The 25,256-nt window shown below is 68.7% G+C and carries 22 protein-coding genes; 7 read left to right on the top strand and 15 right to left on the bottom strand.

Annotated elements, in window-relative coordinates; translation table 11 throughout:
* Positions 1–52: 52 nt before the first annotated feature.
* From J7495_RS02670 to J7495_RS02645, 6 genes are all read right to left on the bottom strand, one after another.
* On the bottom strand, positions 53–760 hold the full coding sequence (locus tag J7495_RS02670; RefSeq protein WP_294054530.1) for an N-formylglutamate amidohydrolase: 708 nt from the start codon (positions 758–760) through the stop codon (positions 53–55).
* Positions 757–1,497, bottom strand: a complete 741-nt coding sequence (locus J7495_RS02665; RefSeq protein WP_294054529.1) for an enoyl-CoA hydratase-related protein — start codon at positions 1,495–1,497, stop codon at positions 757–759. Before J7495_RS02665 ends, J7495_RS02670 begins: the two co-directional genes overlap by 4 nt.
* Positions 1,498–1,654: 157 nt before the next feature.
* Positions 1,655–1,885: an excalibur calcium-binding domain-containing protein gene (locus J7495_RS02660; RefSeq protein WP_294054528.1), complete on the bottom strand. Its 231-nt coding sequence runs from the start codon at positions 1,883–1,885 to the stop codon at positions 1,655–1,657.
* A gap of 183 nt (positions 1,886–2,068) precedes the next feature.
* Positions 2,069–2,884, bottom strand: a complete 816-nt coding sequence (locus J7495_RS02655; RefSeq protein WP_294054527.1) for a 4-(cytidine 5'-diphospho)-2-C-methyl-D-erythritol kinase — start codon at positions 2,882–2,884, stop codon at positions 2,069–2,071.
* Positions 2,885–2,886: 2 nt separating this feature from the next.
* Positions 2,887–4,527: a tetratricopeptide repeat protein gene (locus tag J7495_RS02650; RefSeq protein WP_294054526.1), complete on the bottom strand. Its 1,641-nt coding sequence runs from the start codon at positions 4,525–4,527 to the stop codon at positions 2,887–2,889.
* 10 nt (positions 4,528–4,537) lie between these two features.
* On the bottom strand, positions 4,538–6,190 hold the full coding sequence (locus J7495_RS02645) for an electron transfer flavoprotein-ubiquinone oxidoreductase (RefSeq protein ID WP_294054525.1): 1,653 nt from the start codon (positions 6,188–6,190) through the stop codon (positions 4,538–4,540).
* Positions 6,191–6,318: 128 nt separating this feature from the next.
* Between J7495_RS02645 and J7495_RS02640 the strand changes: the two genes are divergently transcribed.
* Genes J7495_RS02640 through moaB form a run of 3 tightly spaced genes read left to right on the top strand, consistent with a single transcriptional unit; the run spans position 6,319 to position 10,035 of the window.
* Entirely contained in the window at positions 6,319–7,056 is a 738-nt protein-coding gene (locus J7495_RS02640; RefSeq protein WP_294054524.1) for a uracil-DNA glycosylase family protein, read from the top strand.
* On the top strand, positions 7,053–9,521 hold the full coding sequence (locus tag J7495_RS02635; RefSeq protein ID WP_294054523.1) for a transglycosylase SLT domain-containing protein: 2,469 nt from the start codon (positions 7,053–7,055) through the stop codon (positions 9,519–9,521). The genes J7495_RS02640 and J7495_RS02635 overlap by 4 nt, the downstream gene beginning before the upstream one ends.
* Positions 9,511–10,035: a molybdenum cofactor biosynthesis protein B gene (moaB, locus tag J7495_RS02630; protein ID WP_294054522.1), complete on the top strand. Its 525-nt coding sequence runs from the start codon at positions 9,511–9,513 to the stop codon at positions 10,033–10,035. Before J7495_RS02635 ends, moaB begins: the two co-directional genes overlap by 11 nt.
* On the opposite strand, the gene J7495_RS02625 is transcribed toward moaB, so the two are convergent.
* From J7495_RS02625 to J7495_RS02615, 3 genes are all read right to left on the bottom strand, one after another.
* Positions 10,025–10,861 (bottom strand): hypothetical protein, encoded by an 837-nt coding sequence (locus tag J7495_RS02625; RefSeq protein ID WP_294054521.1) that lies wholly within the window; start codon positions 10,859–10,861, stop codon positions 10,025–10,027. The genes moaB and J7495_RS02625 overlap by 11 nt on opposite strands.
* 331 nt (positions 10,862–11,192) lie before the next feature.
* A complete protein-coding gene (locus J7495_RS02620; protein ID WP_294054520.1) occupies positions 11,193–12,518 on the bottom strand; it encodes an LLM class flavin-dependent oxidoreductase in 1,326 nt (441 codons plus the stop codon).
* 218 nt (positions 12,519–12,736) lie between these two features.
* Positions 12,737–13,255, bottom strand: a complete 519-nt coding sequence (locus J7495_RS02615) for a flavin reductase family protein (RefSeq protein WP_294054519.1) — start codon at positions 13,253–13,255, stop codon at positions 12,737–12,739.
* A 54-nt stretch (positions 13,256–13,309) separates the two neighbouring features.
* Here J7495_RS02615 and J7495_RS02610 point away from each other — a divergent pair, with 54 nt between their 5' ends.
* The gene (locus tag J7495_RS02610) at positions 13,310–14,215 is read left to right on the top strand and encodes an IclR family transcriptional regulator (RefSeq protein WP_366810682.1); all 906 of its coding nucleotides are present in this window, start codon (positions 13,310–13,312) and stop codon (positions 14,213–14,215) included.
* A gap of 125 nt (positions 14,216–14,340) precedes the next feature.
* Here the strand turns inward: J7495_RS02610 and J7495_RS02605 are convergent, their stop codons facing one another.
* The 3 genes from J7495_RS02605 to J7495_RS02595 all read right to left on the bottom strand — a co-directional run bounded on the left by J7495_RS02605 (position 14,341) and on the right by J7495_RS02595 (position 16,727).
* A complete protein-coding gene (locus J7495_RS02605; RefSeq protein ID WP_294054517.1) occupies positions 14,341–15,321 on the bottom strand; it encodes a VOC family protein in 981 nt (326 codons plus the stop codon).
* Positions 15,322–15,667: 346 nt separating this feature from the next.
* Entirely contained in the window at positions 15,668–16,189 is a 522-nt protein-coding gene (locus J7495_RS02600) for a DUF1993 family protein (protein WP_294054516.1), read from the bottom strand.
* A 10-nt stretch (positions 16,190–16,199) separates the two neighbouring features.
* Positions 16,200–16,727 carry a MarR family transcriptional regulator gene (locus J7495_RS02595; RefSeq protein WP_294054515.1) on the bottom strand — a complete coding sequence of 176 codons (528 nt, stop codon included), beginning with the start codon at positions 16,725–16,727 and terminating at the stop codon, positions 16,200–16,202.
* A 163-nt stretch (positions 16,728–16,890) separates the two neighbouring features.
* Between J7495_RS02595 and J7495_RS02590 the strand changes: the two genes are divergently transcribed.
* The 3 genes from J7495_RS02590 to J7495_RS02580 are packed head-to-tail and all read left to right on the top strand — an operon-like array spanning position 16,891 to position 19,496.
* On the top strand, positions 16,891–18,246 hold the full coding sequence (locus tag J7495_RS02590; protein WP_294054514.1) for an MFS transporter: 1,356 nt from the start codon (positions 16,891–16,893) through the stop codon (positions 18,244–18,246).
* Positions 18,239–19,039 carry an amidohydrolase family protein gene (locus J7495_RS02585; RefSeq protein ID WP_294054513.1) on the top strand — a complete coding sequence of 267 codons (801 nt, stop codon included), beginning with the start codon at positions 18,239–18,241 and terminating at the stop codon, positions 19,037–19,039. The genes J7495_RS02590 and J7495_RS02585 overlap by 8 nt, the downstream gene beginning before the upstream one ends.
* A gap of 10 nt (positions 19,040–19,049) precedes the next feature.
* Positions 19,050–19,496, top strand: a complete 447-nt coding sequence (locus tag J7495_RS02580; protein WP_294054512.1) for a hypothetical protein — start codon at positions 19,050–19,052, stop codon at positions 19,494–19,496.
* Between the two features lie 155 nt (positions 19,497–19,651).
* On the opposite strand, the gene J7495_RS02575 is transcribed toward J7495_RS02580, so the two are convergent.
* From J7495_RS02575 to J7495_RS02565, 3 genes are all read right to left on the bottom strand, one after another.
* Positions 19,652–22,564: a TonB-dependent receptor gene (locus tag J7495_RS02575; RefSeq protein ID WP_294054511.1), complete on the bottom strand. Its 2,913-nt coding sequence runs from the start codon at positions 22,562–22,564 to the stop codon at positions 19,652–19,654.
* A 298-nt stretch (positions 22,565–22,862) separates the two neighbouring features.
* A complete protein-coding gene (locus J7495_RS02570) occupies positions 22,863–23,870 on the bottom strand; it encodes an ABC transporter substrate-binding protein (protein WP_294054510.1) in 1,008 nt (335 codons plus the stop codon).
* A 30-nt stretch (positions 23,871–23,900) separates the two neighbouring features.
* Positions 23,901–24,929, bottom strand: coding sequence for a 5-methyltetrahydropteroyltriglutamate--homocysteine methyltransferase (locus J7495_RS02565; RefSeq protein WP_294054509.1), 1,029 nt, complete (start codon positions 24,927–24,929; stop codon positions 23,901–23,903).
* Positions 24,930–25,256: the final 327 nt, after the last annotated feature.

Genomic DNA, 25,256 nt, shown 5'->3' with positions numbered 1-25,256 from the left:
CACGCCTATGTCGTAGAAGAGCGGATTCGCGCAAGAGAATTGCGCGAACTTTTTACGGAAGCTTGGCCCGGAGCTCCGCCGTCAGCCCGATCAGAATCTCCGTCCACTGCGCCACCCCCGCTTCGTCGCGGATCAGGTCGTTGCGCACTTCGATCGCGATCGAGGGAATGCCGTGCGCCTCCGCGTGGCGGTTGAGCGTCGCGTTGAGCAGCTTGCCCGAATAGGGCTCGTTGTCGCCCGTCGGCAGGCCCTGCGCCTCGAGCCAGCGAATCGCGATCCGCGCGGCGCGCTCGTCCTGGTTGTAGAGGATGCCGACATGCCAGGGCCGGTCCACGCCGCCCTGCTCGAGCTTCGGCGTGAAGCTGTGGATCGAGAGGATCATCCTCGGGCGATGCGCGGCGATCCAGCCTTCGATCGCATCGTGGTAAGGCACGTGGAAGCGTTGGAACCGTTCCTCACGATCGATCTGAATATTGCCCGCTATCGCATGGCCATCGCTCGATTCGGGGACGAGGTTCGGATGGTCGGGCTCGCGGTGCAGGTCCAGCACAAGCCGCGAGACGCCGCCGAGGAACGCCGGCGCGTCGAGCGCCGCCGCCAGCGCGCGGGTGAGCGGCCCCGCACCGATGTCGATCGCGATGTGGAGGTCGAGCAGCCGCGCCTCCACGCCCAGGTCAATGTCGCCGGGAACCTGGTTGGAGGCATGGTCGCACAACAGCAGCACGTCGCGCGCGGCGCCGTCGAGGAATTCGGTGGTCATGCGAAGTCGGGCCTCCGGCGCGCGCGGAAGGCGGCGAGGCCCTCGGCGAACTCCTTGCCGAGGAACGCCGCGTCGAAATCGGCATCGTGCTCGGCCGCCAGCGGATCGGCCAGCGTCCGCTTGAGCAGCCGCACCGCACCCGGCGCGTTGGCGGCGATCCGGTCGGCAAAGGCGCGGGCGAGCCCCTCGGCCTCTTCCCAATGCAGTTCGGCGAGCCCGATGCGGTGCGCGTCGCCGACGTCGAGGATCTCGCCCGAATAGAGCATCCGCGCGGCATTGCCCTTGCCGATCTGGGCGGACAGCCGCGCGACGTCTTCGCGCGGATAGCCGATGCCGAGCTTGGCGGGCGTCGCGGCGAACTGCGCTCCTTCGCCCGCCACGCGCAGGTCGCAAGCGAGCGCCAGCGCTACACCCGCGCCGAAGCAGCCGCCGTCGATCACGGCGATCACCGGCATCGGCAGCGCCGCGACCGCCTCGATCCCCGCGCGCATCGCGAGGCGGAAGCGCGTCGCGGCACCGGGATCGCCGGCGAAGCTCGCGAATTCGGTGATGTCGGCGCCGGCCGAGAAGATCAGCGGAACCTCGGAGCGCAGCAGCACGACGCGAGCGTCGCTCCCGGCGACTTCGGCGGCGAGTTCGGATAGGCGCCGCCAGCCGGCGACGGGAAGCGCGTTGCGGGCCTCGGGGCGGTCGAGCGTGAGCGTGGCGATCGCGCCATCGCGCGCGAGATGGATCATGGGCCGCCTCTGCCCGATCGCCGCATCGCTGTGAAGGGGTGGATGGCGCGGGCACGAAGGCCCGGACCACCGACGGACGTCCCACCCTCCTGGAGCGTCTGATCCGCTTGGGCCCCGACATAGCGGCGAATGGCGAAGAGCCGGTTTGCGAGGGTGGTTAATAGCCGCGATGGGGTTCGCAGGCGATGCCGTCACCGTCGCCGTCCATTTCCTCGCGATAGCCGGGCTGGCCGCGGTAGATCGGCGCTGCGCCATCCGCACGCGCTTCGTTGCAGCCCGAATAATGGACGGATTGTTCGCGCTCGGCGACCTGCTCGGCAGTCAACGGCTTGTAGTTCCAGACCGATTCGATGACTGGCGCCGTGTACCATGCGATCGCCGCCGTCATCGTGCAGCCGATGATCAGGATCGCGCCGAAGCCCGACTCCTCTTCCTCCTCCCGATCGCGTCTTCGGGGACTGCGAGGCGACTCTCTGCCGCGTCGCGCTCGCCCGTGGTGGGGATGGTGTCGTCCCATGGAACCACTATCCCACCGTCGACTTTCATGGGCGTTAAAGAACCGGAATGGCGATTATTCAGCCAGCGTGGTCACCAGAGCCCACCAATTCGGATGCACCGCCCGGATCGCCTCGTCGGCGGCCGCGCAGGCCTCGACGGTGTCGAACAGTCCGAAGCAGGTCGCGCCGGAGCCGGACATGCGGACCAGCCCAGTCCCCGGCTGCGCGGCGAGCAGGTCGAGCACCTCGCCGATCGCCGGGGCGATCGCGCGCGCCGGCGCTTCGAGGTCGTTGCGTCCCTCCGCAGGGTCGGCCGGCAAGGGCCCGCGGTCGACGCCGTCCCAGCGGCGGAACACGTCGGCGGTCGATACCGCGACGCCCGGGTTCACCAGCAGCGCCGGCGTGCCCGGCAGCCCCGGGACCGGCTCGAGCGCCTCGCCCCTGCCCCGCCCGATCGCGGTTCGCCCGAGCAGGCAGGCGGGGACATCCGAGCCCAGCGTCGCAGCGATCGCGAACAGCCGCGGATCCCCCACATCGAGGTCATGCAGCCGCGCCAACGCCCGCAGCGTCGCCGCCGCGTCCGCAGAACCCCCGCCGATCCCCGAGGCGACGGGCAGCTTCTTCGCCAGCGAGATCGACCAGGGCCCGCCGCCGAATTGGGCCGCGAACGCCGCCGCTGCGCGCGTGACGAGATTGTCGCCCTCCCCCGCCAGCGCTCCGGCAAAGGGCCCCGTGACCTCGAACGACGCAACCGCCGCCGGCTCGGCGCGCACCCGATCGCCGTCCGCGACGAAGGCGAAGAACGTCTCCAATTCGTGATAGCCGTCCGCGCGCCGCCCGCGCACGTGCAGCGCAAGGTTGAGCTTGGCCTTCGCGACTTCCTCGACCATCGTCAGTTCGCGCCGGTCGGCCCGCCCTCGAGCTTGCCGGCGATCCGCGTCGCGGCGCCGGCATCGGCGTAGATCGCCGCCGCCCGCCAGGCGTAGCGCGCCTCGTAGCGCCGGCCGAGCTGCCAATAGACGTCGCCGAGGTGCTCGTTGACCTGGCTCCCGCCGGGATCGGACTTGGCCGCCGCTTCGAGCAGGGGCAGCGCCTTCGCGGTGTCGCCGCCGAGATAATAGGCCCAGGCGAGCGAATCGGCGATCGCCGAATCATTGGGCCGAAGCTTCTTTGCCCGCTCGAGCAGCGCCTGCGCTTCGGGCAGGTTCTCGCGATGCTCGACCTGCGCCGCGCCGAGATAGCTCAGCGGCTCGACCCGGTCGGGCGCGAGTTCGACCGCGCGGCGAAGCACCGGCAGCGCCTCGCGCCAGCGGCCCGCACGGTCCAGCGCCGTCCCGCGCAGCAGGTTGAGCTGCCACCCGCCGTCGCCGCCGTCGCGCCGGATCGCGCCAGCATAGGCATCGGCCGCAGCAGCGAACTGGCCCGCGCCCGAGAGCAGGTCGCCATAGCTCTGCAGGTCGGCGGCGGTGGCGCCGCGGTCGCGCGCGAAGACCTTCGCCTTGGCGATCGCTTCGTCCATCTGGCCGGCGCGGCGCAGCGCCGCGATCCGCCCCGCCTCGGCGCCGCGGGCATAGGGGCTGGTCGGCTTCACTTGCGCCAGCACGTCGAGCGCGAGCCTGTCGGCGCCGCTGCGCGACAGCGCCTCGGCCAGGAACAGCCGCGCGCGGTCGTCCTCGGGATCGAGCAGCAGCGCGCAGCGGGTGAGCAGGATCGAGAGCGGCGAGGCGTCTTCCTGCGCGATGTCGGCGGCGAGGCTCAGCAGCAGCCGCGCGGTGCCGAAGGCGGCGCTCGGCGTCGTGCCCTTGCCGAGCTTGTCGCGCAGCGGCGCCAGCCCCGGCGCACCACCGAGCAGCCCGCGCGCAGCGTCGCGCTTGCCGGTGCCGGCGAGCAGCAGCGCCGCGTCGATGCGAAGGTCCTGGCGCTCGTCGCCGTCGAGCGCGAGCAGCGGGCCGAGCGCCGCCAGCCCTTCGTTGGCGCGCCCCAGCGCGATCAGCAGCAGCGCCCGGTGCTCGGCGGCATAGCGCCGCGCCAGCGCGCCGCCGCTCCGGCCCTCGAGCCCGGCGAGCGGATCGGCGCCGCGGTCGAGCGCGAGCCAGGCCGTCAGCACGGGGACCATGAAGTCCAGCGGCCCCCGGCGCAGCCGCGAGAGCGCCGCTTCGATCGCGCGCCCGTCGTTGGCGTGGAGCGCGACCGCGAAGTCCAGGATGCCTGCGTCGGGCGGCGCGGCGCCGGCACGCGCAAGCACGTCGCTCGCTTTGCTCGCCAGCGCGAAGTCGCCCGCGGCCATCGCCTGGCGATAGGCGAGCCGCGCGACGTCGGCGTCGTCGGGCACGTCGCGCAGCGCCAGCGCATAGCCGGCCGCCGCAGTATCGGCCGCGCCCCTCGCATCGGCGGCACGGGCGCGGACATAGGCGGTCAGGTCGTCCGGATCGATCGCCGGCCCCTCGGCCGCGGCGGGCGTCGGCGACGCGGCGGGAGCGGGCTTCTGCTGGGCGTACGCGGGCGCGGCGGCGACGATCGCCGCCGCGCCCATCACCCAGAGGCTACATGTTCGGGTAATTGGGTCCTCCGCCGCCTTCGGGCACCACCCAGGTGATGTTCTGGCTGGGGTCCTTGATGTCGCATGTCTTGCAGTGGACGCAGTTCTGGGCGTTGATCTGGAAGCGCAGATCGCTCCCTTCGCCCACCACTTCGTACACGCCGGCGGGACAGTAACGCTGCGCGGGCTCGGCGTACAACGGCAGATTGACGCGAATCGGAATCGTCGGGTCGGCGAGCTTGAGATGGACCGGCTGGTCCTCCTCGTGGTTGGTGTTCGAGAGGAACACCGAGGAGAGCCGGTCGAACATCAGCACATTGTCGGGCTTGGGGTAGTCGATCGGCCTGGCATAGGCGGCGTGGGTCATGCCTTCGTAATCGGCATGGTGCTTCATCGTGAACGGCCAGCGGAGCCCCAAGTGCTCGCTCCACATCGCCACGCCGGCGAGGAAGGTCCCCCAGGTCGCGCCGAACTTCTTGACCAGCGGCGCGACGTTGCGGACGCCGCGCAACTCCTTGTAGACCCAGCTGTCCTCATAGGCCTGCGGATAGGCGGCGAGCTCGTCGCCCTCGCGGCCCGATTGGATCGCGGCGAAGGCGGCCTCGGCGGCCATCATGCCGGTCTTCATCGCGGTGTGGCTGCCCTTGATCCGCGGCACGTTGAGGAAGCCCGCGGTGCAGCCGATCAGCGCGGCGCCGGGCATCACCAGCTTGGGCACCGCCTGCCACCCGCCGTCGCTGATCGCGCGTGCGCCGTAGGAGACGCGCTTGGCGCCCTGGAGGATGTCGGCGATCGCCGGATGGGTCTTCCAGCGCTGCATCTCGTGGAAGGGCGAGATGAAAGGGTTCCTATAGTCCAGCCACACCACGAAGCCGAGCGCGACCTGCCCATCGGCCTGGTGGTAGAGGAAGCCGCCGCCCTGCGTCGCATCGTCGAGCGGCCACCCCTGGGTGTGGATCACCTTGCCCGGGACGTGCTTCTCGGGCGCGATGTCCCAGAGTTCCTTGATCCCGATCCCGTAGATCTGCGGCGACACCCCGTCGCGCAGCCCGAACTTCGAAACGAGCTGCTTGGTCAGGTGCCCGCGCGCGCCCTCGGCGAAGAAGGTGTATTTCGCATGGAGCTCGAGCCCGGGCTGATAGTCGGGCTTGTGGCTGCCGTCCCTCGCGACGCCCATGTCGCCGGTGGCGACGCCCTTCACCACGCCCTTGTCGTCGTAGAGGATCTCGGCCGCGGCGAAGCCCGGGAATATCTCGACGCCCAGCTCGCCTGCCCTGTCGGCCAGCCAGCGGCAGAGGTTGCCGAGGCTGCCGGTATAGGTGCCCTTGTTGTGCATGAAGGGCGGGGTCATGAACTCGGGGATCGCCGAGCGGCTGGTCTTGCCCAGCCACCAGTGATGGTTCTCGGTCACCGGCGTCGCGGCGAGCGGGCAGCCCTGCTCGCGCCAGTCGGGGATCAGCTCGTCGAGCGCCTTGGGATCGACCACCGCCCCCGAGAGGATGTGCGCGCCGACCTCCGAGCCCTTTTCGAGGATGCACACCGAGATCTCGGCGCCCGCGTCGGCCGCGAGCTGCTTCAGCCGAATCGCCGCCGCCAGCCCCGCCGGCCCCGCCCCGACGATCACCACGTCGTAAGGCATCGACTCCCGCTCGCTCATCTCCCGCTCCTGTTCCTCGTTTCCTTTCGGGACGGGCTCCGCCCCTGTCGTCGCGCTTGCGCAACGCCTCGTCCCTTGGGCGATGGGGCCAGATTGACCGCCACGTCAAGGCGCGACTCTATGCGACCATGGGGCGGGAATATGGTCATTCATGGTCGCAAGAGCTTGCGGCCGCACTGGAATGGTGGCGCGACGCGGGCGTTGACTCGTTCGTCGAGGAAGCGCCGCGTGACTGGCTCGCGGCCCCCGCGCCACGCGTCGAGCCCGCGCCCGAGGCGCCGCCCGCCGTTACGGAAGCCCCGCTTCCCGACACGATCGAGGGCTTCGTCGCATGGCGGCTGAGCGACGCCGCGCCCGAGGCCGACTGGCACAGCGCGATCCTGGGCCCGACCGGCCCGGCGAGCGCCGCGACGATGGTGCTGACCGACATGCCCGAGCCCGACGATTCGAACGCGGGGACGCTGCTGGGCGGCGCCGCGGGACGGCTGTTCGACCGAATCCTCGCCGCGATCGGCGAGACTCGCGACTCGGTGCACCTCGTGCCCCTCGCCTATGCCCGCCCGATCACCGGCCGCCTGCCGCCCGAACAGGCCGAGCAGCTCGCTCGTCTCGCACGCCACCACGCGGGCCTGGCCAAGCCCAAACGCCTCCTCCTGCTGGGCGAAGCGGCGAAGCGTGTCTGGCCGGCGGCGAGCGGTTCAGCTCCGGGCAATCGTAGCAGTGACATTAACCTTCCTGCCGCAGAAGAGCTGACGGACACGAACGTGGCTGCCATCCGCCACCCGCGCTTCCTGCTGGAGCACCCGGCCGCCAAGGCCGAGGCTTGGAAACAACTGATCGAATGGAGCGGGGGGACTTGCCCGTGAGTCTGCGTCTGATCCTTGCTGCCCTGCTGCTCGCCGCATCGCCCGCGGCGCTCTCGGCCGCGCCGGTCGCGCAGAAGGCGACCCAGAAGAAGGCCGCCACGCCGCCCAAGAAGGAAGCCGCCAAGCCCGCCGCCAAGGGCAAGACCCAGACTGCCGCCAAGAAGGGCGGCAAGGACGACGACGACACGCCGGTCAGGAAGGGCAAGACCCAGATCGCGTCGAAGAAGGCCGACCGCGACGCGCCCGCGCCCAAGAAAGGTGCCAAGGGCAAGACGCAGGCCGCGTCGAAGAAGGACGATGACGACACGCCCGTGAAGAAGGGCGCCAAGGGCAAGACCCAGTCCGCGAAGAAGGACGACGACGACACGCCCGCGAAGAAGGGCGCGAAGGGCAAGACCCAGACGGCGTCGAAAAAGGGCGGCAAGGATGAGCCGGCACCGAAGAAGGGCAAGGGTAAGACCGAGACTGCCGACGAGAAGCGCAGCCCTGCCAAGCCCGGCGCCAAGCCCACCGCCACTGCCGCGAAGGACCGCGACGAGGACAAGCCCGCGCCCAGGCCCCAAGCCAAGCCGAAACCCACCGCCACCGAAGCCGCGCGCGCCGACCGGCCCAAGCCCCAGTCGGTGCTGTCGCGCCCGGTGCTGGTCGTCCCCGAGCCCGTCGAAGTCGCTGAGGCGCCGCGCGTCCTCGCGCCCGCGATCACCCGCGCCTCGGGCAGCTCGCTCCGCAAGGACGACGGCATCCCCGACCAGCTCACCCCCGAGCAGCGTGCCGGCTATCGCCTCGCCTTCTCGGCGATCCGCCGCGGCCGCTGGAGCGACGCCAGGGCCGAGCTCGACCTGATGGGCACCGGCCCGCTCCACCCGCTCGCGCTCGCCGAGCTCTACACCGCGAAGAATTCGCCGCGCGTCGAGGTCGGTCAGATCGTCGGCCTGCTCGCGAGCGCGCCCGACCTGCCCCAGGCCGACCAGCTCAGCCGCATGGCGCAGAACCGCGGCGCGGTGTCGCTTCCCAGCCTGCCCGTGATCCGCACGCTCGCCTGGTACGATCCGCCGCCCGTCCGCCGCCGCCAGCGCTCGGTACGCAGCGACGCCGCCGCCACCGAGATCGCGCTCGCCACCCAGCGCTACATCAAGGCCGACGACGGCGCCTCGGCCGAAGGCGTGCTCAACCGCTACGCCCCCGACCTCACCACCGACGCGCTGACCGAATGGCAGCAGAAGGTCGCCTGGATCTATTATGTCGCCGGCGACGACGCCAACGCGCGCCGCGTCGCGACGATGGGCCAGCAGGGCAGCGGCGACTGGGCGCCCCAGGCCGATTGGGTCGCCGGGCTCGCCGCCTGGCGCCAGGGCGATTGCCAGGCCGCCGGCGCGGCGTTCGAGAGCGTTGCCGCGCGCGCCTCGGACATCGAGATGCGCTCGGCGGGGCTCTACTGGGCCTCGCGCGCCGACATGGCCTGCGACCGGCCCGAGAAGGTCCAGCCGCACCTGCGCGCCGCCGCGCAATATGGCGAGACCTTCTACGGCCTGCTCGCGCGCCAGGCGCTGGGCATCGAGGACAAGGGCATCGACGATACCGCCTTCGTCGGGCAGGACTGGCAGGCGATCGGGCGCAACTACAATGTCCGCGCCGCCGCCGCGCTCGCCGAGATCGGCGAGAACGACCTCGCCGACGAGATGCTGCGCTTCCAGGCGACGATCGAGGACCCGCGCGACCATGAGCCGCTGACCCGCATCGCCGGCCGGCTCAACCTGCCCTCGACCCAGCTCTGGCTCTCGAATCACCTCCCCGCCGGCGCGCAGCCGCTGATCGAGGCGCGCTATCCGGCGCCCAACTGGACCCCGGCGGGCGGCTGGCGTGTCGACAAGGCGCTGGTGTTCGCGCACACGCTCCAGGAATCGCGCTTCAACGCCGAGATCCGCAGCGCCGCCAACGCGATCGGCCTGATGCAGGTCAAGCTCGGCGCCGCGACCGACGTCGGCCGGCGCCACGGCGTCACCTATGTCAGCTCGGACCTCACCAAGCCCGCGGTCAACATGGAGATCGGCCAGAGCTACCTCGAGCAGCTCCGCGACTCGGCGCAGACCCAGGGCCTGCTGCCCAAGGTCATCGCGTCGTACAACGCCGGGCCGCTGCCGGTGCAGAACTGGAATACGATGATCCGCGACAACGGCGACCCGCTGCTCTACATCGAGAGCATCCCCTATTGGGAGACGCGCGCCTACGTCATGATCGTGCTGCGCAACTATTGGATGTACGAGCTGCAGGAGGGCCGCCGCTCGCCGAGCCGCGAGGCGCTGGTCCAGGGGCTGTGGCCGCGCTTCCCGGGGCTGCCGGGCGCGACTGCGGTGAAGATCACCCCGCCGCCGCGGCCGGTCCAGCTCGACCCGAGCAAGGCGATCGTCCAGCCGCTGCCGCAGGGCGACATCCATTTCGAGCCGACGGGCGCGGATGCCAATTGACGAGAGCCTGACGTTCCGCCCCGTGCGGATCGCGGTGCTCACGGTCTCGGACAGCCGCACGATCGAGACCGACCGCTCCGGCACGACGCTGGTCGAGCGGCTGACCGCGGCGGGGCACCAACTCGCCGACCGCGCGATCGTGGCGGACGAGCCCGATCCGATCGTCGCGCAGCTGGAGGGCTGGATCGCCGACCCTTCGGTCGACGTGGTGATCTCGACCGGCGGGACCGGCGTCACCGGCCGCGACGTCACCCCCGAAGCGTTCGCGCGGGTGTGGGAGAAGGAGATCGCCGGCTTCGGCGAGCTGTTCCGCTGGCTGAGCTACGCCAAGATCGGCACCTCGACGATCCAGTCGCGCGCCTGCGCGGGGGTGGCGGGCGGAACCTATCTCTTCGCCCTCCCCGGCTCGACCGGCGCGGTGATCGACGGCTGGGAGGGCATCCTCAGGGACCAGCTCGACAGCCGCCACAAGCCCTGCAACTTCGTCGAGCTGATGCCGCGGCTCAGGGAATGACGCCGCGATAGACGGGCGCCATGTCCATGCCGAGCGGAACGGCGATGGTTCGCGCGAGGCTCGCGTCCCGGGCAAAACCCTTCGCTCCCCAATAGCTGACGTCCTGTGCGATGGTCTGCCGGGCGCATTCGGGACAGCCGAACACGATGGTCGTGAGCTTGTACGCCCCCGATCGAAGGCGAGTCGTCGGCCTGTGGCGCTTGGCGACGTGCCCGGCGAATTCGCGGCTCGCCAGCGGATGGTCGAATTCATGGTCGTAATGGGCCGCGAACCCTTCCTCGTCGAGAAAGCTGTCGCGCTTCACGGCCAGCTTGCGCAGATAGGTGCGGCAGTCGGCACATCGCGCCTGCATGTTGAGCACGGCGAAGGTCCAGCCACCGCCGATGAGCATTCCGACGAATTGCGCCGCGGCGACCAGATAGCCGAGCTCCCCCATCGGCCGCGCCAGGAAGAAATAGCTCGATTGAGTCATCAGCCGGTCGGTGAACACCGCGAACGTCATCAGGCTCGAGGCGGGGACTCCGTCGATCAGGGCGAGCCGATATTTGGCATAGTAGATCAGCAGCTGGGTGACTGCGGCGATGGTGACCATTTCGGCGAGCACCACCCATCCGGGCGGAACGTGCAGCCGCTTGGCGGCGAGATAATAGCCCGAAGCGGAAAACGCGCCGCAGATTATCGCGCCGAACGGCACGATGAACCAGACGAACAAGCCGAACACGTCCATCCCCGTCAGTGCGTCGACCAGGATCAACAGCACGACGGTGGCGAGCGACGAGGCAATGCCGCTCAACGCGAATGCCGCCGCTGTTATCGTTCCACGCACCCTGATCTCCCCATTTGAATCGACGAGCCGTATCGAATGCAGCTCTCAGAATCTGTTTCGAAACTCGCGGAAGAGCGAGTTTCGAGGCGGTACCGGCCCGCTCCCCCTCCCGGCCACCCATCGGTAGTATCTTGTGGGTGGCCGGGAGGGGGAGCGGGCCGGTACCGCCTCGAAACTCGCTCTTCCGCGAGTTTCGAAACAGACGCTTAGCCACGGCACTCCCGCCCTCTGAATCGTCATCCCGGCGAAAGCCGGGACCCAGGGTTGCGGAGAACGTCGCTCGCGGCCCTGGGTCCCGGCTTTCGCCGGGATGACGGTTGGGGATGGGATGTCAGCCCTTCGCTTCCACTGCCTCCGCAGCCGTCTCCGCCTGCCCCGACACCAGCGCCAGCGGATCGTCCGCCACCACCGCGAGGCCGCCGCCGCGGTCCGAGCGGGTGTTCTCGAACGTTCCCGCTTCCTTCTTGCGCAACCCATAGGAGCGCACCGGCTCGATGTCCGCCTCGGCGAGCGGCGCCATCCGCGGCTTCCGTGCCAGCGCCGCCTCGATGTGCGGCGCCAGCTCGGCTTGCTTCTTCGCGAGGCGCACTTCCTCCCCTTCCTTCAGCCGCGGCATCGCGGTCTCGGCGAAGAGCTCGAGCGATTCGCAGATGTGGTCGTGGTTCGCCGGCCCCGTCTGCTGGACGAAGATGATCTGGTCGACGCCGACGTCCGCATAGGCCTTGCAATGCGCATAGACCTGCTCGGGCGTGCCGATGCCGCCGTTGCCATGATTGTCCTCGATCGAGGACTCCGCCTTCTTGAAATCCTCCCACACCGTCGAATGGCCCGGCTTGCCCTTGCCGAACGACGCGTAGAACCCCAGCGAATAGCCGAAATATTTGAACCCCTCGGTGCCGCGGCGGATCGCTTCCTCCTCCTCCTGGTGCACCGACAGCGCCGTGACGATCGCGAAGTTGGCGTTCACCGCATGCCCGATCGGCACGCACTCCTCGGACTTGATGATGCTGTAATATTCGTCGACCCACTTGCCCGCCTGCTCGGGCGCGGCGAAGCCGAAGACCAGCGCCCCCATGCCGTTGCGCGCGGCGTAGAGGATCGTGTCGCGACGCGAGCACGCCACCCAGAGCGGCGGATGCGGCGCCTGCACCGGCTTGGGCACCACATTGCGCGTCGGCATCGAGAAATGCTCGCCCTGGAAGCCCGGATAGGGCGTCATCGTCATCATGTTGGCGCATTGCTCGGTCGCTTCGCGCCACATGCCCTTCTTGAGCTCGGGATCGACGCCGAAGCCTTCGAGCTCCATCGCGGTGCCGCTCTCGCCGGTACCCCATTCGACGCGGCCGTTGGAGAGGAGGTCGAGCGTCGCGATCCGCTCGGCGACGCGCGCAGGATGGTTGATCCGCGGCGGCATCACGCAGATGCCATGGCCCAGCCGCATCCGCTTGGTGCGCTGGCTGAGCGCGCCGAGGAACACTTCCGGCGCCGAGCTGTGCGAATATTCCTCGAGGAAATGATGCTCGACCAGCCAGGCATAGTCATAGCCGAGCTTGTCGGCGAGCTCGAGCTCGTCGAGCGCATTATGGTAGATTTGCCGGTCCTTCTCCGCCGTGAAGGGCGCGGGCGACTGATGCTCGTAGAATAGGCCGAACTGCATGGGGATTGCCTCGCTTTCCTCTCCCGGCACTGCGTCCGGCGCTTAATAACAGCTAGGCTTATAACAGCGTTGCTGATGCATGGGAAGCGTCAGAATCAGCCAGGCTGATAAACTCGACGGCCGTCATCCCGGCGAAAGCCGGGACCCAGGGCAGCAAGCCGTGTCGCTCGTGGCCCTGGGTCCCGGCTTTCGTCGGGATGACGTTGGAAAGGAGGATGCTAGCCCAGCCGCGCCGCGCGGGCGTAGCCGCCGTCGACATAGATCAGCGGGTCGACGTCGCCCCACCAGTCGACTTCGCGCACCGCACCGATCACGATCGCGTGGGTGCCGTATTCAAGCATCGTCTCGTGCTCGCAGAAGATGTTCGCCTGCGCCTCGCAGAGGTAGGGCGTGCCGCACGCGCCCGAGCCCCAGCGCCCCTCGGCGAAGCGCGCCTCGCCCTTCACTGCGCCGCTGCACGCCTTCGAGACCGCAAGCTGGTCGGCATGCAGGATGTTCACGCAGAAGTTCGCCCCGGCCGAGAGCGGCCCGTAGAGGCTCGCGGTGCGGTTGACGCAGACGAGCAGCGAGGGCGGGTCCATGCTGAGCTCGCTCACCGCAGTCGCGGTCATCGCCCAGCGCTGCTCGCCGTCCCAGGCGGTGATCACCACCACGGCCTTGCCGAGCCGGCGCAGCCCGTTGCGCAATTGCTCCGCGACGCTGAGCGGCGCCGATCCCGCGGTTTCCAGCTCGATCATCCTCGCCCTGCCTCGTTCTTGATTGGCCCTCAAAGACTGGGTCGCACGCGGCGGATGCGTCCAATTCTTTGTTCCGCGGGCTCCGATGCCGGCCAAGCATCGATTTCGCTGCGCCAACACAGGCTTGGATGGACAGACGCGAAAGCGGACGGCAGGAAGAAGCCGAGAAACTTAGACAAGAAAGGCCCAGGGAGCATGGCGGACGCGGAACAATCCCGCAGGCGAGTCCAGTCGATCGAAGTGGGGTTCCGCGTGTTGCGCGTCCTGCGAATGGCCGAAGGGCCGCTGCCGCTGCGCGAGATCGCCGCGCGGGCGAGCATGCCCCCTAGCAAGGTCCATCTTTACCTTGTCAGCTTCGTGCGCGAGGAGATGGCCTATCAGGATCCGCAGACGGGCTATTACGGCCTCGGCACCTTCGCGATCCAGCTCGGCCTCGCCGCGATCCGCCAGCTCGACGTGGTGACGCTCGCCGCCGACACGCTGGCCGAGCTGCGCGATAGGACCGACTGCGCGATCTACCTCTCGCTGTGGGGCGACCGCGGCCCGTGCATCGTCGCCAAGGCCGACGGGACGCTGCAGGGCGCCTTCTCGGTGCGGCTCGGTTATATCCTGCCGGTGACGACCACCGCGACGGGCCTCGTCTTCCTCGCGCATCTGCCGCGCTACGAGACCGAGCGCGCCGTCAACGCGCAGACGGTGCAGGAAATGGGGGAGAGCCTCGACCAGGTGCGCCGCGACGGCTACAGTTCGACGGTCGGCATGCTCAACCGCAACTTCGCGGCGATCGCGGCGCCGGTGTTCGACTACAGCAACCGCGTCGCCGCGGCGATCACCCTGCTCGGCCCTGCCGACTTCATGAACCGCACGCGGCAGAAGGAGCTGTGCAAGCTGCTGCTTACCGCGACGCAGGGCGTGTCGCAGCGGATGGGCGCACTCGCGACGGGGCAGCAGGGGAAGTAGCGCTTCCCCTCCCCTCACTCCAACCCGTCACCCCGGCGAAAGCCGGGGCCCAGGGCCGCGAGCAACGTCCTCAGTAACCCTGGGTCCCGGCTTTCGCCGGGATGACGGTTGCAGGTTGGGCCGTGTCAGTCCCTGCTCCGCACGAAGTCCGGCGCCCGATACCCCCGCGCCGCGGCGTCGAGCCGGAGCTGGCGCGCTTCGGCGCGCTTGGCGTCGTCGAGCCAGGCGCGCTCATGCCCCCAGAGGCTGGGGCCATGGTCGCATTCGAACGGCTCCCAGCGCGCCGGGTCTATCGAGCGCCCGCCCCAACCATACTCGATCATGAAGCCCGAGGGCGTGCGCGCGTAGAAGGAGGTCATGAAGTCGTTGCTGTGGCGCCCGAGCGTCACGCCGATGCGGCCCTCGTCGAGCTGAGCGAGGTCATAGGCCTGGCCGACGTCGTCGAGCGAATTGAGCTCGACCATCAGGTGATGGAAGCCGTCGACGCCGGTCTCGATCGCCGCGAAGCTGTGGTGGCGACTGTTCAGGTGGAAGAAGAACGCCTTGAACGGCCTCAGCGCATAATCGCTCAGCCGGAAGCCGAGCAGTTCGGTGTAGAAGGGCAGCACCGCGTCGAGCGACTTCGCCGTGAGCACGACATGGCCGAGCCCGAGCGGCCCGGTGCGGAAACCGGTGATCGCGCGGCTCGGCTGGAAAGGCGTGGGCGCGGCGGCGGCGGCGTGGAAGAATTCGAGGCGGTTGCCGGTCGGGTCGTGCGCGATCAGCAGCTCGGCGACGCGGCGCTGCTCGGTTTGGGCGGGCGTGCCGGGCGTGACGGCATGGCCTGCATCCGAAAGCTTGGCGGCGAGCCGGGCGAGCGCTTCGGCATCGGCGACTTCCCAGCCCATCGCGCTCACCCGTTCCTGCCCGCCGCGCTCGACGAAAAGACGGCCGGCGCGCTCGTCGGTGCGCAGCGAAAAGCCGGTCGCGGCGCGATCGGCGACCTGCATGCCGAGCAGGTTCGTGGCGAACATCGTCCACGCATCGGCCTCGGCGGTGGTGACGGCGACATAGCCCAGGGATTCCAGCATGGCGCTCAGATAGCAGCCGCGCTGATATTCGGCCATGGCGAATCGCATTTGATTGAATGGTCGCCATCAAATCCCGACCCCTCCCCTGGAAGGGGAGGTGGCAGCCCGAAGGGCTGACGGAGGGGTAGCCATCCACGGGCGACATGCCCGCGGGCATCTACCCCTCCACCACCGCCTTCGGCGGCGGTGCCCCTACCCTCCGGGGAAGGATTTGCCGGATGCCGATCCGTCGACACCCGATTGCAATGTAGGAATCCGCCTGCGAGCGTTGGGGGCGCTCTTTCTCACCGTCGATCTCTGCCACGCGCCGTTTCGATCACCCTCGCCGATCGGGGATTTTTCGACATGATTGGTGTCAACCGTGTCAACCTTCCAACATCGATCAGGCGGATGTCCGCAACCGTCCCTCATAATCCCGCTTGCCGATCGGCACGCCGCGCGAGCGGAGGATGTCGTAGGCGGTCACCGCGTGGAAATGGAAATTGGGCAGCGAGAAGGAGAGGATGAAGGTCTCCGCCGTGAACGCGAGCCGCCGCGGGCCGATCTGCATGTCGAGCGCTTTCCCCGCGCATGCGTCGATCTCGTCGCGGGTGAACGCCGCCAGCGCCGCCTCCCCGCTCGCGATCATCGCGCGCAGCTCGGCGAAGGGGACCGGGCCGACCAGCCCGGGCGGGGCGAAGGCGCCGGTCTTGAGCGCCTCGACCGCCCACACGCCATGGTGCCACGCAGCTTCGATCTGGAAGTGGAAGGGCGCCATGTCGTCGAACAGCCGCGCGTTGACGACCGCCTCGGGATCCTCGCCGGTCTCCGCCCAATGCGCCGCCGCGCGATCGAGGAAGCCGCCGATCGCGCGCATCGTCTGGAGGAAGGTCGGCACGCTAAGATCATAGAGCGATGCCGACATGCCCCTGCCCCTAAAGCCGCTGGACGCCCGGGCGGCGATATTCCTGGGTGAACTCCTCGGCGTCGTCATGCTCTTCCGCGTCGACGACCACCGCGCTCAGCGATTCGAGCAGCCGCGCAAGATACCCCCGCAGCGCCTCCTGCTCGCGCTCGCCCAGCGGCTGGAGCAGCTCGGCCTCGAGCGCCTGCGTGTCGGTCTGCAGCTGCTCGAGCGCGGTCCGGCCGGCTTTGGTGAGGCTCAGCTCGAGCAGCCGCTTGTTCTCGCGGCTCACCTGGCGGTCGATCAGCCCCTTGGCCTCGAGCAGCGCGATCTGCTTGATCATCGTCTGCGGCTTGACGTCGTAGAGCCGCGCGAGCTCGGCCGAGGAGACGTTGGGCCGCGTCGACAAGGTCGTCAGGATGCGGAACTGCACCGCAGTGACGCCCAGGGGCTGGAGCACCGACTCCAGCCGCACATAGGCCTTGTACTGGACCTGCTTGACCAGGTGCAGGATCGAAGGCGCCTTGCGCTCCGACGTTGTTTCGTCCGTATTCCCCACACGCCCCTAGTGTCCGATCCCGCCAACGCTGTCCAGAGCCGCCGACATACCCCCGGGCCGAACGATCGTTTGTATATAGCGAATTACATGTGATAGTGACGACTCCGAGCCAGAGATCGGCGAGCGGAAGACCGCCGCCCGAGTGCGTGTGTGGAGGGGATAAATGAACGAGTCGCAAGCCCGGCCAGTCGATGTCGACAGCTTTCTCGACGGCCTGAAGTTCAATCGCTTCCACCTGATGGTGCTGATCCTCTGCACGCTTCTCACCGCGATCGACGGCTATGAGCTCTATGTCGTCGGCTGGGTGCTCCCCGATCTCGCCAAGGACCTCGGCGTGCCGCCGACCGCGATCACGTCGGCGATGGTCGCGCAGCAGGTGGGGATGCTGGTCGGCGCCTTCTTCATCCCGCCGCTCGCCGACCGGATCGGGCGCCCCCGCGCGCTGCTGCTCTGCTACGCGGGCATGATGCTGAGCGCGCTGGCGATCCTCTTCACCCACTCGCTCTCCTATTTCATGGCCTGCCGCTTCCTAGCGGGCTTCTGCGGCACCGCGATGGTGCCGATCCTGGTGAGCATCGCCTCCGAGACTGCGCCCCGGCGGCTGCGCTCGACGATGAGCACGGTGACCGTCAGCGGCACGATGATCGGCGCGATGCTCGGCGCGCTGATGCAGGGCTTCATCCTCGAGCCCTATGGCTGGCGCGGCGCCTTCTGGATCGCCTTTGCGATGCCGGCGATGCTGCTGCCCTTCATCTGGTTCATGCCCGAATCGCTCCGCGCGCTCGCCGCACGCAACCCCGAGGATCCGCGCATCCCGGCGCTCGCACGGCGGATGCAGCCCGAGGGCGAGGTGCCCGTCGCGCTGGTCGCCAAGCCCAGGCCCGACAAGCCGCCGCTCGCGGTGCTGCTCAACGACATCCTCGGCCGCGAGCAGATCGGCAAGACGCTGCTGATGTGGGCGATCGCGATCTCGAGCTTCGTCTTCATCACTGCCGGCGTGTGGAAGACGACGATCTACAAGGAAGTGATGGAGCTCAACTACCAGCAGATCGCCTGGCTCAACGGCGCCAACACCGTGGCGGGGTTCATCGGCATGCTCTCGATCGGCTTCTTCATCGACCGGCTGGGGTTCAAGCGCGTGATGGTCGCGACCTTCCTGCTCGCCGCGGTAGGCTGCGCGATGATCGGCGTGCTCGCGGGCGGGCCGTACATCCTCGTCGCGGTGGTCGCGATGGCGGTGTTCCAGCACGGTGGCCAGGCGAGCATCGCCGCGCTCGCCGCCTCGCTCTACCCCGCCAACAGCCGCGCGACCGGCGTGGGCTGGGCCTATGGCGCAGGGCGCGTCGCCTCGATCTTCGCGCCGCTGTTCGGAACGTTCGTGCTCGGCGAAGGGCTGGGGCCCGTGGGCATCTTCGCGATGCTGGCGATCCCGCTGGCGTGCGGCGGCATCTTCACCTTCTGGCTGATGAGCCTGAAGGGCGCGCCGACGATCCAGCGCACCGCGCTCGCGCATGGGTGACGTTGGGGCGCCGACAGTCGATGCCCATGCCCATGTCTTCACGCGAGCGATGCCCTTCGCCGCGGATGCGCATTCGCGACCGGCGTACGACTATCCGGTCGAGACCTGGCTGGCCGACATGGGCGCACACGGCATCACACACGGGGTGATCGCGGCGGCGAGCCTGTTCGACGACGGGAACGCCTATACGCTCGCGGTGCTCGACGCGCATCCGCAGCTGCGGGGGACGGTGCTGCTGCCGCCTGAGACCGGCGTGGCCGAGTTGCAGGCGCTGGCGGACGGCGGCGTGGCCGGCGTGCGGCTGACCTGGCGGCGGCTCGCCGAGCTGCCCGACCTGGCGAGCGAGCCCTGGCGCGGCTTCCTGCGCCGGCTCGCGGATGCCGGGCTGCACGTCGAGCTGCTCGCAGGCGGGGCGAGCCTCCCTGCCCTGCTCCCGCCATTGCTGAGTTCGGGCGTACGGCTCGTGGTCGATCACTTCGGCGTCCCCTCGCGCGATCCCGCCGAGCGAGCCGCGGGCGCCGAGGCGCTGCTCCATGCAATCGACGGCGGGCGGACCTGGGCGAAGCTCTCCGCCGGCTTCCGCCTGCCCTGGGACCTAGCCGAGGAAGTCGCTGCGCGCCTGCTCGCAGACGCCGGCCCCGAGCGCCTGCTCTGGGGCAGCGACGCGCCCTTCGTGAACCACGAGGGCACCACCGACTATGCCGCAGCGCTCGCGCTCTACGCGCGGCTCGTCCCCGATCCCGCCACGCGCCGCGCGATCGATGCGACTGCGCTCCAGCTCTATTTCACATGAGGACCCAGCCATGAACCGCCGCGAACGCGCGATCGCCACTGCCGAGCTCGAGATGGGCCTCGCCGACTTCTGGCACGACGTCGACACCAATTGGGGCCGCGACGCCGGCAGCTATTATGCGCCCGAAGCCGTCTATGCCTCGGGCCGGCTGCACCTGGAGGGGCGAGACAAGATCCAGGACTTCTACAGCTGGCGCGAGGGCCGCGGCGCGCGCGTGGCGGTGCACGCATTCAGCAACTTCCGCGCCGAGTTCGACGATGCCGGCGGCGCGACCGCGCATTGGTACATGCTGCTCTGGGCCGCCGACGGCGAAGCCCCGCTCGAGAGCCGCGTGCCCACGCGGATCAGCCGCGCGACCGAGACCTTCCGCTGGGACGAGGGCGAGCAGCGCTGGTTGTGCACCCGGCGCGAGCTGGTCAACCTGTTCAAGGGTGGGGATCAGCTGAACTTCAGCTAGTTCCTCTCCCCAACCCCATAACCGTCATCCCGGCGAAAGCCGGGACCCAGGGCCAAGAGCGACGTCGCCTGCTGCCCTGGGTCCCCGCTTTCGCCGGGATGACGGTTGAAGGAAGAAGGGGCGCGCCCCCCATCTCGGAGCGCCCTTCCCCGCCATCAGAACTTCACGCGCACCCCCGCCATGAACGCGCGGCCGACCTTGTCGTAATACTGCCCGTTTACCGGCCCGTTGAGGATGATGTACGGCGTCGGCGGCGGATCCTTGTCGAGCAGGTTGTTGATCGCCCAGAAGAACTCGTACTTCTTGTCCGTGCCGGCGAAGATCTTCCCGTAGAGGTTGAAATAGACCACCGCGGGAACCTGGTTGTCGTTGATCGTCGTCGTCGGCGAAGTGTCGTAGGTGACGTCCTGCTTGCCGCGGCTGATATAGATCGTCTGCAGCGTCAGCTCCCAGTCCGATCCGCCCACCGTCTGCGAGAGGTTGCCGCGGAAGCGCGGGATCGAGCCGAGGTTGGCCCAGCCGTTCTCGCCCGCGCGGTCGATCACCGAATTGGACTGGCCGGTGCCCGAATCCACCAGCGCGTGGAAGATATAGGTGCCGCTTGCCGAAAGGTTGTAGTGACCGCCCTCGCCGAGGAAGCCGAGGCGCGTACGGTAGCTCAGCGTCATGTCGAGCCCTTCCTGCTGGAAGGCGCCGACGTTGAGCGCGCCCGCGACCAGCCCCGTCTGGATCCGGTCGTTTGGATCGGCGGTGCTGGCATCCGGGCCATAGGTGAACAGGTTGCAGAAATAGGTCTGCCCCTGGCCGCACAGCGTCGCGATGTTCGCGGTCGAGAGGTTGGTGATCGCGTCCTCGATCTTGATCTTGTAGTAATCGACCGAGACGCCGAACCCGCTCAGGAAGCCGCGCCCGCGATAGGCCGCGCCCACCGTGAAGGTCTTGCCATATTCGGGCCCGACGGTGGGGCTGCCGGCGCTGGTGTTCTGCGGGATCACCGCATTCTTGGTGACGCCGTCGACCACCAGGGTGACGTTGTTGCTGACGTTGCTGCCCGGGCTGTAGAGTTCGTTGATCGCAGGCGCGCGGATGTCGCGCGAGCGGGCGACGCGGAAGTTGAGCCCCTCGATCGGCTCCCACACCCCGCCCAGCTTCCACGCGGTCTGGCCGCCGACGGTGCTGTAGTCGGCGTAGCGGATCGCGCCGTTGACATCGAGCGTCTCGAGGAACGGCGTGCCCTTGGCGAGCGGGACGGTGACCTCGGCATAGGCCTCCTTCACGTCGAACCGGCCCGAATAGGGCACCGCATTGCCCGCGGTGAGGAAGCCGTTGGCCGAACCGATCGAATCCGCCCTGAGGCTTTCGGTCTCGCGGCGATACTCGGCGCCGACCGCGACCGCCACCGGCGCCGCCCAGGTCGAGAAGGGCTCGCCGACCAGGTTGATGCCCGCGGCGAGCTGGTCGTACTTCACTTCGGCGAGGCCCTCGCCCCAGATATACTCGCGCGCGGCGGCCGAGCTGTTGCCTTCGCCGAACAGGTTGAGCGGCTGGCAGCCCGCCGCTGCCGGATTGCCCTGGAGCACCGCGCGGCAGACGATGTTGCCCGTCGCGGGATCGCGCACCGCGTCGATCGCGAAGGCGAGGTTGGCAGTCACCGGGTTCTGATAGGTGAAGGACTGGTAGTAGTTGGCTCCGTACGACACATGGCCGTCGAGCTTCCACGAGCCGCCCAGCTTGGCATCGAAGCCGACCACGCCGTGCGGCGTCTCGTTGATCACCTTATAGTGGTTGTTGCTCATGTCGTAGGCGATACGACTGATGTTGAAGCTCGCGACGTTCGCCGGGAGCAGCGCGAGCGTCGCCGCCGGGATGTACGGGTTGTCGCGCTTGATGATCTGGCTCGACAGGCGCATCGGCACGCCGTCGAGGAAGCCGCGCGACCAGGAATAGCCGCCCTCGACATAGGCGGTCACCGAGTCCGAGATGTCGTAGTAGAGGCTGCTGTAGGCGGTGAAGCGCCGCACGTCGGGGACCAGCGCGGTGCCCTTGATGATCGAGGCGCCCTCGCCGCCGATCATCGTCGAGCCGCCGGAGATCGTGCCCTTCTGGTAGGGGCGCAGCGAGCCGTCCCGGTTGAAGGTCATGTTGGTGAGGCCGGTCAGCCCCGTCGTGATGATCAGGCCGCCCGAGCTCAGATTGTTGTGGACGTTCGGCGCGAGGATGAAGGCCGGCTGGCCGAAGCCCGGCGTGTTCGGCGTGGTGCGCTGGCCGTTGCTGACGATCATCCACTCCTGGCGACCCCAGTCGCGCGAGTAGATGTCGTCGGCGCCGTTGTTGTCCGAATAGTCGACGCTGACGACGAAATGGCCGCGGTCGTCGCTGAAGTTGGTGCCCGCGATGAAGCCGGTGCGGATCGTGCGATAGTCGCCCTGTTGCGAGATGCCCGCCTGCGCGGTGACGTCGATCCCCTGATATTCCTTCTTCATGATGATGTTGACGACGCCCGAGACGGCGTCCGAGCCGTAGAGCGCCGAGGCGCCGGCGGTGACCACGTCGACGCGGTCGATCATCATCGTCGGGAAGAGGTTGAGGTCGGTCGTGGTCGGCACGCCGAGGTTGCTCGCCGGCGCGAAGGGCACGACGCGCGACTGGTTGACCAGCACCAGCGTGCGCTGGCCGCCGAGCGCGCGCAGGTCCGCGGTCGCCTGGGCGGGGCTCGAGGTGTTGGTCGCGTTGGCGCCCGGCGAGCGCGTCGCCTTGAACACGGGGTTCTGGTTGAGCACTTCCATGACGGTCGGCGCCGCCTGGGTCTTGATGATCTCGTCGCCGATCACCTGGGTCGGCGTCGGCGCCTGCAGGCCATTCTGCGCCGTGCGCGAGGCCGTGACGATGATCTCCTTGGTCTGGTCCCCGCCCTGATCCTGGGGACCGTCGTCCGCGGCGGCGGGCTGCTCGGCCGGCGCGTCCTGCGCCTGCGCGGTGGTGCCGGCCAACGCGGCGGCGGTCAGTGCAGTCGTCGCCAGCGCGCGGCGCAGCCACGGCGCGAAACGGCGGTTCGTCGAATATGCCATCAGGCCCTCCCTCTCCCGGCAACCCTGGGTCCGGCATGCCTGCCGTGTCTTCCTCAGGTGAACGCCCGTCATCCTCGAGCGCCCGCCGCTTATGTCAGATAGGCTGATAAAGACAAGCGGAAAATAGGACAATAGCAAACAGCGTTGGATATTATCGAAGGGCCGACGTCTCGTTTCAGGGCGATGGGCGCGATTTGCCCCAGCCCTCATCCCCCGCGAAAGCCGGGGCCCACCGCAGCAGACGACTTCGCTCGTGACCCTGGGTCCCGGCTTTCGCCGGGATGACGATTCGGGTTGCTCAGCGTGAGCCGAGCGCCTCGTCGAGCACGCTGGCATCGATCAGCCGGGCAAGCCGGGCGCGCGAACGCGGCGCGCGCTTGTCCTGCATCGCGAGCCATCGCTCCTCATCGACGAGCACATCGAGCAGGTCCGCGGGCAGCGCGGCTGGAAAGCTGAGGTTTGGCCAGGAAGCGGCGACCTCCTCCGGTCCGAAGCTCGAGCCCCACAGGACCTGCTTCTGCGCCGGCGCAGGATCCCGGCGAATCGCTTCGCTCGCCTCGATGATCGCACGGACAAAGGCGACGATCCGCGTGCGCTGGCGCGGATCGGCCAGGTTGGCGGCGGTCGTGTTCAGGTTGAAGCGCTCGCGATAGACGCCATCGCCCGGGAACTCGATCGCGTCGCTGCCCAGCATCTTTGCTGCGCTTGTCGAATACGGATCCCAGATCGCAATGGCGTCCACGTCGCCCCGCGCGAGCGCGCCGGCCATATCCTCGATCGGCGAGATGCGCACCGGCTGGATGTCGGCGAAGCTCAGCCGGACCTGCCCCAGCATTCGCGCCAGGAAATAGCCCGCGGAAGTTGTCGCGAGCGTCGCGATGCGCTTGCCCTTGAGATCGGCGAGCCGAGCGATCCCCGACGAGCGCCGCGCAACGATGCGGTAGCGCGCCTCGGTGACGGTCAGGATGATCCGCAGCTCGGGATGCGTCACCGAATAGCGCAGCGCCTGGGTCTCGGCGTGCGTTGCGATGACGGCGGGGCCGGCCGTCGAGGGCGCGCCGATCAGATTGGGGATACCCCCGTCCTGCAGCGTCAGCTCGCCTTCATAATGGTCCCGCGCCGCGACGAGAATCGGGGCGATCTCGAGCGTCTTCATGCTGCCGTAGATCGCGAACTCGTTCGGAACCGCGCGAAGCGTGGCTACGGGACCAAGCGCTGCGGGCGGCGGCGCGTCTTGCACCGCGTGCCCGCCGCAGCCGGCAAGCAGCACCGCAACGACAATGGAGAGAAAGCGACGTCGAATCATCACCGGGAAATACCCTGCCGCAAGGTCGCCTCAAAGGCTCTCGCGCACCAGCGTCGCGCCTTCCACCATCGCGCGCATCTTGCCGTAAGCGCGGTCGCGCGGGAGGTATTTGAAGCCGCAGTCGGGCGCGACGATGATGTTCTCCACCGGCACTTCGGTCATCGCGCGGCGGATGCGCTCGGCCACCACCTCCGGCGTCTCCACCTCGGGATCGTTGAGGTCGAGCACGCCGACCATGATCTTCTTATCCTTGAGCGGCCTCAGCTCGGCGGGGTCGAGGCTGGGCTGGGCGGTCTCGACCGACACCTGGTCGACGTGCGTCCCTGCCAGTTCGGCGAGGAAGTCGTAGCCCTTGGGCCGGTCGCCGTGGATGATCGCGGCATAGCCGAAGCAGAGGTGCAGCGCGGTCGTTCCCGTCACGCCATCGAGCGCGCGCTCGATCGCCTTGGGACCATAGACGCGCGCCTTCTCGGGCCGCGCCTGGAGATAGGGCTCGTCGATCTGGACGATGTCGGCGCCCGCGGCGAACAGGTCCTTGATCTCCGCATTGACCGCCGCGGCATAGTCGAGCGCCATCTCCTCCTCGCTCGCGTAGAAGTCGTTCTGCGCCTGCTGGGTCATGGTGAAGGGGCCGGGGACGGTGATCTTGATCATCCGACCGGTGTGGCGGCGAAGGAACTCGACGTCGCCGACCTGCACCGCATGCTTGCGGCGGATCCTGCCGGTGACGCGCGGCACCGGATTGGGGTGACCGCTGCGATCGAGCGCGGTGCCGGGATTGTCGAGGTCGACGCCTTCCAGCGCAGTGGCGAAGCGGTTCGAATAGCTTTCGCGGCGCATCTCGCCGTCGGTGATGATGTCGAGCCCGGCCATCTCCTGCATGTGGATGGCCATGATCGTCGCGTCTTCCTGCGCTTCGTCGAGAAACTCGGACGCCGGGCGCCACAGCTCGCGCGCGCGCACCCGCGGCGGGAAGCGCCCCGCGAGCCGCGCGCGGTCGATCAGCCACTCGGGCATCGCATAGGAACCCACCAGGGTGGTGGGGAGCAGCTTCGACATCCTCTCGTCTCCCTTTCGCACCGGCGTGCATATCAGCCAGGCGAATAGGTCCTAGCGGGGGCGAAACGGCTCCGCAATCGAATCGTATCCGTTATTGGCGAATGCACTCCATGGCCGTCACCCCGGCGAAAGCGAGGTCTCTGCGAAACGGGTTGGTGTGTGAGGATTTGAGGTTTGGTCAGGGGATGAGACGCGTTTGAACGCGGCCTGGTTGGTGCGGTGGCGGGGTATTGGGGGTTGAAGGGCGCTCAGGCGGCGACGCGTCGCAGGTTATAGGCGATGGCGGCGAGATCGAGGTGGAGGCGGCATCGTGCGAGCGATCGGTAT

Source organism: Sphingomonas sp., assembly GCF_017745215.1.
GTDB lineage: Bacteria > Pseudomonadota > Alphaproteobacteria > Sphingomonadales > Sphingomonadaceae > Sphingomonas.
This window is presented reverse-complemented; position numbering and strand designations above follow the sequence as displayed.

What these genes read in the sequence shown, in the direction of transcription:
- J7495_RS02670 (WP_294054530.1), bottom strand. Translation starts at nt 760, where the DNA reads ATGACCACCGAATTCCTCGACGGCGCCGCGCGCGACGTGCTGCTGTTG.
- J7495_RS02665 (WP_294054529.1), bottom strand. Translation starts at nt 1,497, where the DNA reads ATGATCCATCTCGCGCGCGATGGCGCGATCGCCACGCTCACGCTCGAC.
- J7495_RS02660 (WP_294054528.1), bottom strand. Translation starts at nt 1,885, where the DNA reads ATGACGGCGGCGATCGCATGGTACACGGCGCCAGTCATCGAATCGGTC.
- J7495_RS02655 (WP_294054527.1), bottom strand. Translation starts at nt 2,884, where the DNA reads ATGGTCGAGGAAGTCGCGAAGGCCAAGCTCAACCTTGCGCTGCACGTG.
- J7495_RS02650 (WP_294054526.1), bottom strand. Translation starts at nt 4,527, where the DNA reads ATGGGCGCGGCGGCGATCGTCGCCGCCGCGCCCGCGTACGCCCAGCAG.
- J7495_RS02645 (WP_294054525.1), bottom strand. Translation starts at nt 6,190, where the DNA reads ATGAGCGAGCGGGAGTCGATGCCTTACGACGTGGTGATCGTCGGGGCG.
- J7495_RS02640 (WP_294054524.1), top strand. Translation starts at nt 6,319, where the DNA reads ATGGGGCGGGAATATGGTCATTCATGGTCGCAAGAGCTTGCGGCCGCA.
- moaB (WP_294054522.1), top strand. Translation starts at nt 9,511, where the DNA reads ATGCCAATTGACGAGAGCCTGACGTTCCGCCCCGTGCGGATCGCGGTG.
- J7495_RS02620 (WP_294054520.1), bottom strand. Translation starts at nt 12,518, where the DNA reads ATGCAGTTCGGCCTATTCTACGAGCATCAGTCGCCCGCGCCCTTCACG.
- J7495_RS02615 (WP_294054519.1), bottom strand. Translation starts at nt 13,255, where the DNA reads ATGATCGAGCTGGAAACCGCGGGATCGGCGCCGCTCAGCGTCGCGGAG.
- J7495_RS02610 (WP_366810682.1), top strand. Translation starts at nt 13,310, where the DNA reads ATGCGTCCAATTCTTTGTTCCGCGGGCTCCGATGCCGGCCAAGCATCG.
- J7495_RS02605 (WP_294054517.1), bottom strand. Translation starts at nt 15,321, where the DNA reads ATGGCCGAATATCAGCGCGGCTGCTATCTGAGCGCCATGCTGGAATCC.
- J7495_RS02600 (WP_294054516.1), bottom strand. Translation starts at nt 16,189, where the DNA reads ATGTCGGCATCGCTCTATGATCTTAGCGTGCCGACCTTCCTCCAGACG.
- J7495_RS02590 (WP_294054514.1), top strand. Translation starts at nt 16,891, where the DNA reads ATGAACGAGTCGCAAGCCCGGCCAGTCGATGTCGACAGCTTTCTCGAC.
- J7495_RS02585 (WP_294054513.1), top strand. Translation starts at nt 18,239, where the DNA reads ATGGGTGACGTTGGGGCGCCGACAGTCGATGCCCATGCCCATGTCTTC.
- J7495_RS02580 (WP_294054512.1), top strand. Translation starts at nt 19,050, where the DNA reads ATGAACCGCCGCGAACGCGCGATCGCCACTGCCGAGCTCGAGATGGGC.
- J7495_RS02575 (WP_294054511.1), bottom strand. Translation starts at nt 22,564, where the DNA reads ATGGCATATTCGACGAACCGCCGTTTCGCGCCGTGGCTGCGCCGCGCG.
- J7495_RS02570 (WP_294054510.1), bottom strand. Translation starts at nt 23,870, where the DNA reads ATGATTCGACGTCGCTTTCTCTCCATTGTCGTTGCGGTGCTGCTTGCC.
- J7495_RS02565 (WP_294054509.1), bottom strand. Translation starts at nt 24,929, where the DNA reads ATGTCGAAGCTGCTCCCCACCACCCTGGTGGGTTCCTATGCGATGCCC.